This window comes from Actinomycetota bacterium (assembly GCA_040905475.1).
In the GTDB taxonomy this organism is placed as follows: Bacteria; Actinomycetota; AC-67; order AC-67; family AC-67; genus DATFGK01.
In genome coordinates, this window is record JBBDRM010000014.1 from 1 (window position 1) to 12,323 (window position 12,323).

Sequence of the window (12,323 nt, forward strand, 5' to 3'; positions counted from 1 at the left end):
CCATGATCTCCTGCATGACGCGCCAGAAATCGCTCGCCGCCTCGTAATGATCCTTCCGGGAGCCCGCGACCGAGACGCGCTTTACGAGGTGCCAGTCGACGAGACCTCGGATGTTGATCGAGATGTTCCCCTTGCTCTGTCCGAGCTCGGCAACGATCTCGTCGAGGGACAGCGAGCCGCGCTGGAGATAAAGGAGGCCGAATATCCGGCCCTGCAGTTGTGTCAGCACCCCCGAGGTCGCCGAAGCGGCGCCCATCCCTTCCACGAAGATCGCCGTCGCTCGATCCATGTCATCCCTCCTATTCCAACTTTTAGAAGATTCGAAACGTTGTGTCAAACCCGATTCACCTGCAAGTCGGCCGCGGACTCACCGAGACCAGCGACTGAATCATCATCCCCGACGCACGCCGATGTGACGGGACGGCCACGGTCGCGGTAGAAGGGGGCCCTTCGCTCGGCGCTGGGGGTGGCTCATGCGGGGTCGGCTGTGGATCATCGTCTTGAGTATCGCGACGCTCATGGTTCCGTTGCTCGCAAGCGCGGATCCGGTCGGGGGGATCCCGATACCGATCCTCTCGCCGAAGCCCGGCATCTTCTGGAGCGAATGCGGTTTCAGCCATCGCCTCCCGGATGACCCGATCGTGGCGCCGAAGAAGCCGGGAGCGAGTCACAGCCACGACTTCTTCGGGAACCGGTCGACGAACGCGTTCTCAACGGACGCGACGCTACGCGCGGCGGGAACGCTCTGCCATAGGCCACTCGACCGTGCCGCGTACTGGGCGCCGACGCTGAGTCAGAACGGGAAGACCCTCAAGCCGATCGGAACCGTCGCCTACTACTTCCCCGGCGCCAAGAGCGCCAAGAGCGTCCGAGCGTTCCCCGCCGGCCTCCGCGTGATCGCCGGCGATGGAAAGGCGACGAGCGCCCAGCCGACGTCGGTCGTCGCGTGGAGCTGCTCCGGTTCCCCGACGCGTTCCAGTGAGCCCCCCACATGCGGCGCGGAGCAGTGGCTGCGGATGCACATCAGCTTCCCGGACTGCTGGAACGGCAAGCAGCTCGACGTCTTCGACCACAAGAGCCATATGGCGTACGCGAACGGGGGATGCCCGTCGAGTCACCCCGTCGGCGTCCCCCGGCTCACGCTCGCGATCTCCTACCCGACGATCGGGGGCCCCGGGATCACGCTGGCCTCCGGCTCCCGCTACACGGGACACGCCGACTTCATGAACGCCTGGGACCAGGCGGAGCTCAACCGCCTCGTGAAGTCGTGTCTCAACGCCGGAAAGCGGTGCGGGCCGAACTAAAGCGTCGCGCACCGCTACGAGCGAGAGCCCTCCAACACCGCGGTGAGCCGCTCGATGGGGCCGCTGAGACCCAGCTCGGTTGAGAGCTTGGGGAGGCGGCGGCTCATCGGGCGCTTCCGGAGCGTCAGATCGACTTCCCCAACCGAGCAATCGCCTTTCATGCGAACGACATCGGCCGCGCGCCGCACGTAATCCTCCGCGCCGGCAACCTTCGCGAGCGGGCCCGACGTCGCGCCTTTGCTCGCGCGGAGCACTCCGGCGAGCGAACCGTGCTTCGCGATCAGCAGCGACGCGGTCTTCTCCCCCACTCCGGGGACCCCAGGGAGGCCGTCCGAGGGATCGCCGCGAAGGATCGCGAAGTCGGCGTAGGCTCGGCCGGGTATCCCGTACTTCTCCTCGATCCACTTCTCGTCGACGCGTACCAGGTCGCTGACCCCGCGCTTCGGATACAGGACCCACACATACGGATCCTTGACGAGCTGGAACAGGTCGCGGTCGCCCGACACGATGGCGATCGGGCCGCGCGTGCGCTTGACGAGCGTCGCGATGACGTCCTCGGCTTCGCACTCCGCCGCACCGATCGCCGCGATCCCAGCGAGAATCAGGAGGTCCTGGATCATCGGCATCTGGGCTTCGACGGGATCCTCGGCCGCACCATCGGCCGCGACGCGATGGGCCTTATACGAATCGAGGAGGTCCACCCGCCACTGCGGGCGCCAATCGTCGTCGAAGCAACATGCCACCCGGGCCGGCTTCAGATCTGCGATGAGTCGCGCGAGCATGTTCAGGAATCCGTACGCCCCATTCACGGGAGATCCGTCGTCGGCACGGATCGTGTCGGGAACCGAGAAGTACGCACGGTAGATCAAGCTCGATGCGTCCACCATCAGCGTGAGCTTCCCGGCCGCCATCATTTCCACGCGAAGTTCGGCGAGTCGAAATGGGCGACGCGGGTGTCGCGTCCGTGCAAGCCCACCTCGCGGAGCTGATACAGGAAGACCGCGGTCGGCGCGTGCACGTACCGGCCCATCAGCGGCAACTGGATGATCGGGCGGTCGGGCTCGGTGCCGGGGATCAGACGGGGAACGCCGGGCTTCTCCAGCTCGTCGAGCGGGATCAGATGAACCGACGCGACCTCCGCCTCGTGCGCAGAGAAGGACGGCTCGGCCGTCCCCCACACGACCACCGGCGTGATCAGGTAGCCGGATCGCGACGGGTAGTCGTCGAGGAGCCCGAGCACGTCGCCGCCGGCGCGGGTGAGGCCGACCTCCTCATACAGCTCACGGAGCGCCGCGGCCTCGGGCGTCTCGTCCGAGTCGATCCGCCCGCCGGGAAGGGCCCACTGACCGGCGTGGCTCTTCATCTTGGAAGCCCGGCGCGTGATCAGGAACGAGGCCTTCCCGTCGGGATCGCCGGCGATCGTCACCGCGACGGCGGCACGCCGCAGCGAATCGTCGTCCAGCGCCACGCGATCGAAGCCGGCGAGGTTCGCCGCGACCTTCTCGCGCAGCGGCTCCGAGAACGTAAGGCCGCTCACGCGTTACGTATACGCGTTCTCGGCGGGCCGTCGCCACACGCAGCAGGTACCGGACCCGGCCGGCTCGAATCTCTTCGATCCATGAGACGCTTCCTGCCCCCGTCGTTGCTGCTCGTGGTGCTGGCCGGCGCGATCGCCGCCCCGGCCGCGATCCCCGCGATCCCGATCCCGTCGTTCCCGTTGCAGAAGGCCGGACCCGCATTCATCGGAACGGTCGCGGCTGCGCAACCGGTGAGCTCGTTCACGGTTCCGCGCCATCCATTCATGGCGCCCAACGGCAAGAGCAACATCCACGACGACGCGTACATGACCGACTCCTACACCTGGGCCGGCCCGGTCGGGAACAAGATCGGCGTGAACTCGACCTGGCTCGGGCTCGAGGAGTGCGCCTCGATCACCTTCGACACCCAGGATCGCATCGTCGCGCTCTGCGGAACGCTCGACGGCGCCAGGCTCCGGGTGCTCGACCCGGTGACGCTCGCCACCCTCGCGATCCTGCCGCTGCCTCCGCGGATGGTTCGGCCGGGAACCACGCCGCTCAACGACTTCTGCTCGGCGGGCTATTTCTTCCTCGATCACAAAGACCGAGGGGTCGTCTCGACCAACCTGAACCAGGTGTGGATCGTCTCGATGAAGCACGGGCTCTTGCTGCCCCAACGGATCTACGACCTCAACGCGCACGTACGATCCCCGACTGCCTGGCGTCCGTGCTCCCCGACTGGAGCGGGCGACTGTGGTTCGTCAGCAAGGCGGCCATCGTCGGCACGATCAACCCGGTGACCGGGGTGACCAAGAGCATCAAGCTCGCCGGTGAAGGCGTTTTCAATTCGTTCGCCGTCGACGAGACCGGCGGCGTGTTCATCGTCACCGACCACGCGCTGTACCGCTTCGACGCCGACGTGTCCGGCGCGCCGAGCATCACCTGGCGGGTCGGATACGACCGCGGGACGCGTCTGAAGCCCGGGATGCTCTCGCAGGGATCGGGGACGAGCCCCACCCTGCTGGAACCCGACCTCGTCGCGATCGCCGACAACGCCGAGCATATGAACGTCGAGGTCTACCGGCGGAGCACCGGCGCGCTGGTCTGTCGCGTGCCGGTCTTCGAGGCCGGCAAGAGCGCCACCGAGAACTCGATCATCGCCGTCGGCAACTCGCTCGTCGTCGAGAACAACTTCGGCTACACGGGGCCGACCGCGGTCGCCCAAGGGAAGTCGACGACCCCCGGCGTCGCGCGCGTGGACGTCGACGAGCAGTCCGGCACGTGCACCACGGTTTGGACGAGCGCGGAGATCTCCCCGACGACCGTCCCCAAGGCCTCACTCGCGAACGGCCTCGTCTACGTGTACTCCAAGCCGCCGCGAGCCGACGGCGTCGACGCCTGGTACTTCACCGCGATCGACTTCCACACCGGCGCGACGGTGTATCGCCGGCTCACCGGGACCGGGTACCTCTACAACAACCATTACGCGGCGGTGACGATCGGACCCGACGGCGCCGGCTACATCGGCACGCTCGGCGGCCTGGTCCGGCTCGCGGACGGCTGATCCCGCTCAGAGCCCGGCGAGTTTCGCGCTCACGTCCCAGAGCCGGTCCTGGTCGTCGGTGTTGTAGGACTGTGGGGAGGACATCTTCTCGCGCCGGACGTCGAAGTACTTCCCATTGACGCCCTCTACCTCGGGACTGGAGGCGAGATAGATCGGGGTGTCCGCACCCTGCTTCACGCTGATCGCACGCCCGGTCAGGCGGAACAGCGCCATGAACGGCTTCACGGGGATCCGGTTGCCGCTCCCGAGGCTCGTGGCCACGAAGCCCGGGTGCAGACAGTTCACCGTGACGCCGGATCCCTCGAGCTGTCCCGCGAGCTTGTACGTGAACATCACGTTGGCGAGCTTCGATCGGCCGTAGGTGCGCATCGCCTTGTAGCCGCGCTCGCTCTGCAGGTCGTCGAAGTCGAGGGTCTGGCCGTAGTGCGCCGCCGATGCGACCACGACGACACGGCTCGGCGCCGATTCCTTCAGCCGCGCGACGAGCAGGTTGGTGAGGAGGAACGGCGCGAGGTGGTTCACGGCGAAGGATTCCTCGAAGCCGTCCCCCGTGACCGCCCGCCGGACGCGGAAGACTCCCGCGTTCGACAACAGGACGTCGATCCGCGGATATCGGTCGGCGAGCGTCTCGGCGAGCTGGCGGACCGAGTGGAGCGACGCGAAGTCGGCCAGCACCACGTCCACCGAGCCGGTTGCGGTCGCGCGTATCTCTTCCGCGACGGCGTGGCTCTTCTCGGGGTTCCGGCCGACGAGGACCACCCTGGCCCCCATCCCGGCAAGGCCGCGAGCAGCCTCTTTGCCGATCCCGGCCGTGGCGCCGGTGACCACCACAAGCTTGCCTTCCATGTACTGGATGCTAACCGCTCATCCAAGGAGGAATCGACCGAGGGGTGACTAATAGGGATACGAGACAAGGCTCGCATATGTGGGAAGGACCCGCTCATGAGGCGTATCGTTCTGTCTGCGCTGCTACTCGCGGCGCTCTCAGGTGTCGTCGGTCAGGCGAAAGCCGCCAACTTCGTCGGGTACATCGGATGCTCACAGGCCCGTGATGCCGTTTCCGGCTATCACCTGGTCGGCGGCACGAAGTTCTGGCCGGCCCTCAACGAGTACGGCGGCGGGACCGTCTCCTCGTGGGCAGCGCGGATAGGCCAGCCTAGCCCGTACTGGAGCACCTTCAAGGCGTACTTGCAGTCGATGCCGCCGAACAAGATCTGGGTTCAGTGGTGCACCCGCGACACGGAGAACCAAGCCGAGAATCAGGTCGCCGCGGTCAAGGTCCTTGCCGAGGTGCGCAGGCTCGCACCGGGCGTCCCGATCTACGTGTCGGCGCAGAACGGCTACTACCTGCCGCACTACTGCTCGATCTCGGGACTCCTCGGCCCGCCACGCATGGAGCTGCTCGCGAAGCAGACGGCGGCGCTGCCCGGACCGGACGTGGGCGATCTCCACTCGCGGTACCAGGCGCCTTCCATACCGCCCGGCAACGAGACGACCGCGGACGGCTGCCACGCCAACGTCTTCGGAAAGAAGAATGTGCTCGGCCCGAGGTTGAAGGCGTTCTTCGGCTGATCTCCCTTTAGCTCGTCGCCGTCAAGGCCTGCCCCGGCGTGTTCTTGCACGTCCGGTTGCCCGAGGTCTTCGCGTACTTCAGCTGGACGCACTTGCGTCCCGAACGTCGAGGAACTGCACGCCCTTCTCGGCGGCGACCTGCTTGATACCGTTGACGATGAACGGCGTCGCCGTGTTCTTCGCCCATTTCGCGGCGGCGTCGTAGAGGACCGCTCGAATCGCCCACCGATCATTCGTCGTACCGAGCCGGTTCTGGCACGCTACGGCCGTGCGTCTGGTGGTTGCGGAATGCTCGATCGACTATACCGGCAGGTTGAGCGCTCACCTGCCGCTCGCCCGGCGGCTCATCGTCGTCAAAGCCGACGGCACGGTGATCGTGCACGGGGATAAGGGCCACAAGGCGCTGAACTGGATGTCGCCGCCCAACACAATCATCGAGCGCCCCCACGGTTGGACGGTGACCGGCTCCGGCGGCGACCGTCTCGAGATCACGATCGCGGGAATCCAATCCGACACCACGATCGAGCTCGGCATCGAGCCAGGACTGCAGAAAGCGGGAAGCGAGTACGAGCTTCAGTGGCTGCTCGCGCAGAGCCCCGACGTGATCGAGCCCGGCGCGCGGCTCGTCACGCGTGAGTTCCCGACCGACCTCGGTCCCGTCGACCTCCTGCTCCGTGCGGCCGACGGCGGTACGGTCGCCGTGGAGGTGAAGCGGGTCGGCGAGTTGCAGGCCGTCGAGCAACTGAGCCGCTACCTGGACCGGCTCAACGGCGACTCGTCCTTGGCCCCGGTCCGCGGGATCCTGGTGGCGCAGACCATCAAGCCGCAGACGCGCGTGCTCGCGACCTCGCGCGGGATCGCCTGCGTCGAGGTCGACATCGAGGCCCTCGCCGGCCGCGCCGAGCGAGACCCGACCCTGTTCTAGCGGCGGTGCGCGCTTCGCCGTAGGCTGCTCGAAGAGCGAGGGGGCGGCATGAGCGAAGAACGGATCGTCTACCGGACCTGTCCGCTGTGCGAGGCGACGTGCGGGCTCGAGCTGACACTAATCGGCAGCGAGCTCACGAAGGTCCGCGGGGACGAGCAGGACGTGTTCAGCAGGGGCTACCTGTGCCCCAAGGCGCTGGCGCTCATCGATCTCGAGAACGATCCCGACCGGGTGCGGACGCCGCTGATCCGTGAGAACGGCGCGTTCCGGGAAGCGTCCTGGGACGAGGCCTTCGAGCGCGTCGAGGCGGGTCTCAAGCCGTTGCTCGCCGGGAACCGGAACCAGGTCGCCGTCTACCTCGGGAACCCGAACGTCCACAACCTCGCCGGGACGTTCTACAACCGCGTGCTGCTCCGCACGCTCGGGACGCAGAACATCTACACCGCGACGAGCGTCGATCAGATGCCCAAGCACGTGTCGTCGGCGCTGATGTTCGGAACCGCGCTGTCGATACCGATCCCCGACGTCGACCGCACCGACCACTTCCTGATGCTCGGCGCGAACCCGCTCGCATCCAACGGCTCGCTGTTCACGGCGCCGGATCTGCCGGGGCGGCTGCGCGCCCTGAAGCAGCGCGGCGGCAAGCTCGTCGTCGTCGATCCGCGGCGCAGCGAGACCGCGAAGAAGGCCGACGAGCACCACTACATCGTGCCCGGAACCGACGCCCTCCTCCTCATGGCGATCGTGAACACGCTGTTCGCCGAGGATCTCGTTTCGATGGGACAACTCGCCGAGCACGTCGGGGGACTCGAGCAGGCCCGCACGCTGTCCGAGCCGTTCACGCTGGAAGCGGTCGCGGGATCCTGCGGGATCGCCGCGAACGAGATCCGCCGGATGGCGCGCGAGATCGCCGCCGCCGAGCGCGCGACCGTGTACGGACGGATCGGCACGTCGACACAGGAGTTCGGGACGCTCGCGTCCTGGCTCGTCGACGTCATCAACGTATTGACCGGGAACCTCGACCGCGAGGGCGGCGCGATGTTCACTAAGCCCGCGATCGGCAGCGGCAACACCTCAGGCGCGCCCGGCGTCGGCCGCGGGTTCCAGTTCGGACGGTTCCGCAGCCGCGTGCGCGGCCGTCCCGAGATGCTCGGCGAGCTGCCGGTCGCGTGCCTCGCCGAGGAGATCCTCACGCCCGGCGACGGGCAGATCCGCGCGCTGATCACAGTCGCAGGGAACCCGGCGGTCTCGACCCCGGATGCCGCGAGGCTGTCGAAGGCGCTCGAAGCGCTGGACTTCATGGTGTCGGTCGACATCTACGTCACCGAGACCGCGCGTCACGCCGACGTGATCTTCCCCGCCGAGCCGGCCTTGACCCGGGCGCACTACGACGCGCCGTTCTACAACCTGTCGTGCCGCAACGTCGCGAACTACTCGCCGCCCTCGCTCCCGCTCCCAGAAGGTGCGATGACCGAGTGGGAGGTTCTGCTGCGCCTCGCCGGGATCGCCGGCGGCGCCGGCGCGCACCCGGACCTGGCTGCGCTCGACGAGCTCGTCGCTCGCGAGGTGCTCCGACGCGGCCTGCAGAACCCGTCGTCGCCGGCGCAAGGCGTCGAGGAGGAGAAGGCGTGGAACGTGGTCGCCGAGCGGCGCGGCCCCGACCGGCTGCTCGACATCATGCTGCGGACCGGGCCGTACGGCGAGGGGTTCGGCAAGGACCCCGATGGGTTGACGCTGGGCGTGCTGGAAGCCAACCCCCACGGCATCGACCTCGGGCCGCTGCAGCCGCGCATCCCCGAGGTGCTCCGCACGGCGAGCGGCAAGATCGAGCTCGCGCCGGAGCCGATCGCGAACGACGTGTCGCGGCTCGCCGGCGCGCTCTCGCGGCAGCGGAACGGCGGGTTCATGCTCGTCGGACGCCGGCAGCTGCGCTCGAACAACTCGTGGATGCACAACCTGCCGTCCCTGCGCGGCGGCTCGAACCGATGCACCGTCCAGGTGCACGAGGACGACGCGGCGCGGCTCGGCATCCAGAACGGCAAGCCGGTCCGCGTGACGTCCTCGAGCGGGACGGTCGAGCTCCCGGCCGAGGTCTGCGACTCGGTGATGCCGGGAGTCGTCAGCATCCCGCACGGCTGGGGGCACTCGGTCGACGGCGTCGGCTGGACGGTGGCGGCCGGCGACGGCGGAACGAACTCGAACGTCCTGGCGCCGTCGGATCTGATCGACGAGCTGTCGGGGAACGCGGTGCTGAACGGGATCCCCGTCACCGTGGCGCCGGCGTGAGCGCCGACGCGTTCCGCAAAGCGGTCGAGTCGTTCGACCTCGACGCCGCGCTCGCGTGCCTGGCGCCGGACATCGTGTTCCACTCGCCGGTGACGTTCAAGCCGTTCGAGGGCCGGGACGCGGTCGCGGTGCTGTTCGGGATCCTGTTCCGGACCTTCGAGGACTTCCGTTACGTCGGCGAGTACGCGACCCCCGACGGTGACGGCTCGGTGCTCCACTTCAAGACCCGGATCGGCGACCGCCAAGTCGACGGCATCGACATGATCCACACGCGCGATGACGGCCTCATCGATGAGTTCACCGTGATGGTGCGTCCGCTGTCGGCCTCGATGGCGCTGCGCGACACGGTCGGCGAGGAGCTCGGCCTTAAGAGCTGATGGCTGCGCGGAACTTCGAGATCACGTTCGACGCCAAGGACTCGCAGTCTCTCGCCGCGTTCTGGATGGAGGCCCTCGGCTACGAGCCGGTGGGTCCGCCCGTGCGAACCGTCGCCTGTGCTCTCGTTGGCGCTTGAGTCCGCATCTGGACTTAAACACCGACGAGAGTTGCGCGTAGGCCGCGCGGCGGTCCCGAGCGTCGCGCGCGCCGCTGTTCCCGCGTTCGCCGCGATCCGGTCGCGCACACCACATGATGCGCGCCGCGGGTGTTAGGTCTCGTAGCGGATGAGGTCCGCGTCCGAACCTGGACCCGCACAAGAGCGGGGTGACGGCGGCGAGGGCGCCGAGCGAGCCGCCGCCATACTCGCCGCGAAGCAGCACGGCCTGATCACGCGCCGGGACGCCCTCACTTGTGGCATGTCTCCGAGCATGATCCGGCGCCGAATCGTCGCCTCCTTGCTGGAGCCCCTCTCCCCCGGCGTCTATCGGTTCGCGGCCGTGGCACCGACCTGGCACCAGGCTTTGCTCGCGGTCTGCTTGGCATGGGGGCCCGGAGCGGTGATCTCACACGCCGCGGCCGCGGCGCTTTGGGCCTTCCCGGGCTTCGCGCCCGGCTGCATCGAGCTCATCGTGCCGCGAGGCCGCCGCCGCTCTCTCCGACACACCGTCCACCGACCGCTGCTCCTGACTTCTGCCGACGTCACGGTCGTCCATGCGATCCCGGTAACGACGCCGGCGCGCACGCTGTTCGATGTGGCGGGCACCAGCCCGCGCGACGTCGTCGAGGAGGCGCTGGACGACGCCCTTCGCCGAGGCGTTGTTTCACTCGCACGTTTGCGCTGGCACCTGGGCGAGTACGGCGAGATGGGCCGCCCGGGCACGCGCGTGCTGCGATCGCTCGTTGACGCTCGTTGGTCGAGCGGCGTGCCGAAGAGCGTTTTCGAGACGCGACTCCTCCGCGTACTGAAGCGAGGGCGCCTACCCGCGCCCGCGGTCCAACATGAGATCCGATCGCGCGGGCGCCTGGTAGCCCGCGTCGACGCCGCGTACCCGGACGTTAAGGTGGCGATCGAGGCGGACAGCGCTCGTTGGCACGCGAGCCGGCAGCGGTGGGAGCGCGACCTCGCGCGCCGGAACGCGATCACCGCGCTGGGCTGGCAGGTCCTTCACATCACCTACGAACAGCTCCACCGCCGGCCGGAAACGGTCGTCCGGACGGTGGCGGCCCTGCTGCAAGCACGCCGCCCTGCTCGTTGACGCTCTCGGTGTGATCTGGGTCCGCATCCGGACTCAGATCGCAACGAGGGTTAGCGAAGGGAGAACCCCCGTCAGCCCGGCGCGACGCTCGTCCAGTCGGTGAAGCCGGTCGGCGCGTGCGGCCCCAGGATCAGCTGCTCGAGAACCCCGATCCCGGTGTCCCCGCGATCGGAGCGCACCCTCACCAGCTGCTCGACGTGGTAGTTCTCGGGCAGCAGCGGGTCGAGTTTGTCGACCTCCCACATGTCGCTGCCCACCTCTTCCTCGCCGTGCCATTCGCCGTGCATCCACTTCGGGTTGAGGTAGCCGATGCCTTTCAAGCGGAAGTCGAGGATCGGCTCGAGCTCTTGCCGTTCGACGCCGTCGAGGAAGGTGTAGGTGAACGTCGCGCCGTCGGTGACGCGGCTGCCGGGTCGCATCCGCAGCGAGTAGTCCACGGAGCGCGGACGGCGGAGCTTCTCCTCGATCCCCCACGTCGGCTCCCCCGGCGCCAGCAGCGGCACCTCCGACGCGGTCGTGTACCAGCGGTAGCCGTCGGCCTGCTCGAACAGCATCGCATGGGTGCAGCGGTCGTCGAAGTGGATCGGCGCCCAGAGGTAGAAAACGCCCGCCGGGGTTCCGCTCCGCGGCGGCGCCCCGCCCGGCGCGTCCATGAACCGGCGGATACCCCAGGAGCGATCCTTCATCCCGCGCGAACCTTCACGCGAGATGGTGATCCGCTCTTTGCCCGCATCGATGGTCCCTTCCCAGGTCCCGAACTGCGTGAGCCGGGTCGTGTCCTGCACGACCGTCGTGCCGGAGACCTGCGTCTGCCGCGGTTCCTCGAGCGCCATCGTCCGCCCTTCCCAGGTGATGTCGGCACCGATCCCGAGGTGCTCGGCATCCACGACCACCCGGTTGATGCGGAGCGGTTCGACGATCTCGATCGAGACCGGCCCGATCTTGGTGACGGCGTGATCGAGCGGAAGCCGCCCCGACGCGAGCACGGCCCGCTGCACACCGCCGTGAAGGACGCTGAAGGCTCCGTCGATCACGTCCCGGTTCGGGTACACGCCCAGTGCGACCGCGAAGAAGAACTCGCCGTCGGGCGAGAAGCCGTTGAAGAAGTACCGGTCGTAGACGTTGCGGTCGCCGCTGACCGGATGCGCGACCGGCATCGCGGTTTGGTGGACGGCGTATTCGTCGAACGGCGTGATCGTCATCGCTTGCCTCCGTTCATCGGCGGCTCGTCGAGCTGCCGAGCCAGGAATTCCATCGCGAAGCTCTTGATCCCGAACTCGGTGTCGGGCGGGAGCACCTCGAACTCAACGAGGAGTACCCCGAGCCTCATCAGCACCAGCGAGAACTTCACGCCGGCGAAGATCATGTACGGCTGGAGCCGGCGGACGGTCCGCCCGGTGAGCGCCTCCCACCGCTCGACCGAAGCGGCGTGTGTCGGGAACCCCGGCGGCCGCGGCGCGTTCAACCCCTCGCTGAACACGCGGTCGAAGTAGAGGAACCACGCGAGGTCCATCTCGGGCT

Annotated in this window: 15 protein-coding genes; 9 read left to right on the forward strand and 6 right to left on the reverse strand. The window is 68.0% G+C overall.

What is annotated here, in order from left to right:
* Positions 1 to 289 (reverse strand): MarR family transcriptional regulator (locus WEB06_01550; GenBank protein MEX2554298.1); only part of this gene is annotated, 289 nt, incomplete at its 3' end.
* 184 nt (positions 290 to 473) lie between these two features.
* Here WEB06_01550 and WEB06_01555 point away from each other — a divergent pair.
* Entirely contained in the window at positions 474 to 1,304 is an 831-nt protein-coding gene (locus tag WEB06_01555; GenBank protein MEX2554299.1) for a DUF1996 domain-containing protein, read from the forward strand.
* Positions 1,305 to 1,318: 14 nt separating this feature from the next.
* Here the strand turns inward: WEB06_01555 and WEB06_01560 are convergent, their stop codons facing one another.
* On the reverse strand, positions 1,319 to 2,215 hold the full coding sequence (locus WEB06_01560) for a 5'-3' exonuclease (GenBank protein ID MEX2554300.1): 897 nt from the start codon (positions 2,213 to 2,215) through the stop codon (positions 1,319 to 1,321).
* The gene (locus WEB06_01565) at positions 2,215 to 2,841 is read right to left on the reverse strand and encodes a CoA pyrophosphatase (GenBank protein MEX2554301.1); all 627 of its coding nucleotides are present in this window, start codon (positions 2,839 to 2,841) and stop codon (positions 2,215 to 2,217) included. The genes WEB06_01560 and WEB06_01565 overlap by 1 nt, the downstream gene beginning before the upstream one ends.
* A gap of 81 nt (positions 2,842 to 2,922) precedes the next feature.
* On the opposite strand from WEB06_01565, the gene WEB06_01570 reads away from it, so the two are divergent.
* Entirely contained in the window at positions 2,923 to 3,621 is a 699-nt protein-coding gene (locus WEB06_01570; GenBank protein MEX2554302.1) for a hypothetical protein, read from the forward strand.
* Entirely contained in the window at positions 3,549 to 4,385 is an 837-nt protein-coding gene (locus WEB06_01575) for a hypothetical protein (GenBank protein ID MEX2554303.1), read from the forward strand. The genes WEB06_01570 and WEB06_01575 overlap by 73 nt, the downstream gene beginning before the upstream one ends.
* A gap of 6 nt (positions 4,386 to 4,391) precedes the next feature.
* On the opposite strand, the gene WEB06_01580 is transcribed toward WEB06_01575, so the two are convergent.
* Entirely contained in the window at positions 4,392 to 5,231 is an 840-nt protein-coding gene (locus WEB06_01580) for an SDR family oxidoreductase (GenBank protein MEX2554304.1), read from the reverse strand.
* Between the two features lie 96 nt (positions 5,232 to 5,327).
* Between WEB06_01580 and WEB06_01585 the strand changes: the two genes are divergently transcribed.
* The 6 genes from WEB06_01585 (at position 5,328) to WEB06_01610 (ending at position 10,802) form a co-directional block, all read left to right on the forward strand.
* The gene (locus tag WEB06_01585) at positions 5,328 to 5,957 is read left to right on the forward strand and encodes a hypothetical protein (GenBank protein MEX2554305.1); all 630 of its coding nucleotides are present in this window, start codon (positions 5,328 to 5,330) and stop codon (positions 5,955 to 5,957) included.
* Positions 5,958 to 6,225: 268 nt separating this feature from the next.
* Positions 6,226 to 6,882 (forward strand): endonuclease NucS, encoded by a 657-nt coding sequence (nucS, locus tag WEB06_01590; GenBank protein MEX2554306.1) that lies wholly within the window; start codon positions 6,226 to 6,228, stop codon positions 6,880 to 6,882.
* A gap of 48 nt (positions 6,883 to 6,930) precedes the next feature.
* Entirely contained in the window at positions 6,931 to 9,168 is a 2,238-nt protein-coding gene (locus tag WEB06_01595) for a molybdopterin-dependent oxidoreductase (GenBank protein MEX2554307.1), read from the forward strand.
* Positions 9,165 to 9,545, forward strand: a complete 381-nt coding sequence (locus WEB06_01600; protein ID MEX2554308.1) for a nuclear transport factor 2 family protein — start codon at positions 9,165 to 9,167, stop codon at positions 9,543 to 9,545. The genes WEB06_01595 and WEB06_01600 overlap by 4 nt, the downstream gene beginning before the upstream one ends.
* Entirely contained in the window at positions 9,545 to 9,682 is a 138-nt protein-coding gene (locus tag WEB06_01605) for a VOC family protein (GenBank protein ID MEX2554309.1), read from the forward strand. Before WEB06_01600 ends, WEB06_01605 begins: the two co-directional genes overlap by 1 nt.
* 148 nt (positions 9,683 to 9,830) lie before the next feature.
* Positions 9,831 to 10,802 (forward strand): type IV toxin-antitoxin system AbiEi family antitoxin domain-containing protein, encoded by a 972-nt coding sequence (locus WEB06_01610; GenBank protein ID MEX2554310.1) that lies wholly within the window; start codon positions 9,831 to 9,833, stop codon positions 10,800 to 10,802.
* Positions 10,803 to 10,873: 71 nt separating this feature from the next.
* Here the strand turns inward: WEB06_01610 and WEB06_01615 are convergent, their stop codons facing one another.
* Positions 10,874 to 12,004 carry a hypothetical protein gene (locus WEB06_01615; protein MEX2554311.1) on the reverse strand — a complete coding sequence of 377 codons (1,131 nt, stop codon included), beginning with the start codon at positions 12,002 to 12,004 and terminating at the stop codon, positions 10,874 to 10,876.
* Positions 12,001 to 12,323: phosphotransferase family protein (locus WEB06_01620; protein MEX2554312.1), on the reverse strand; the 323-nt coding region annotated here is incomplete at its 5' end. The genes WEB06_01620 and WEB06_01615, both read right to left, overlap by 4 nt.

Bases quoted from the DNA above. Each gene is read 5' to 3' on its own strand.
- WEB06_01610 (MEX2554310.1), top strand. From the start codon at position 9,831: ATGAGGTCCGCGTCCGAACCTGGACCCGCACAAGAGCGGGGTGACGGC.
- WEB06_01615 (MEX2554311.1), bottom strand. From the start codon at position 12,004: ATGACGATCACGCCGTTCGACGAATACGCCGTCCACCAAACCGCGATG.
- WEB06_01595 (MEX2554307.1), top strand. From the start codon at position 6,931: ATGAGCGAAGAACGGATCGTCTACCGGACCTGTCCGCTGTGCGAGGCG.
- WEB06_01560 (MEX2554300.1), bottom strand. From the start codon at position 2,215: ATGGCGGCCGGGAAGCTCACGCTGATGGTGGACGCATCGAGCTTGATC.
- WEB06_01570 (MEX2554302.1), top strand. From the start codon at position 2,923: ATGAGACGCTTCCTGCCCCCGTCGTTGCTGCTCGTGGTGCTGGCCGGC.
- WEB06_01555 (MEX2554299.1), top strand. From the start codon at position 474: ATGCGGGGTCGGCTGTGGATCATCGTCTTGAGTATCGCGACGCTCATG.
- WEB06_01585 (MEX2554305.1), top strand. From the start codon at position 5,328: ATGAGGCGTATCGTTCTGTCTGCGCTGCTACTCGCGGCGCTCTCAGGT.
- WEB06_01580 (MEX2554304.1), bottom strand. From the start codon at position 5,231: ATGGAAGGCAAGCTTGTGGTGGTCACCGGCGCCACGGCCGGGATCGGC.
- WEB06_01605 (MEX2554309.1), top strand. From the start codon at position 9,545: ATGGCTGCGCGGAACTTCGAGATCACGTTCGACGCCAAGGACTCGCAG.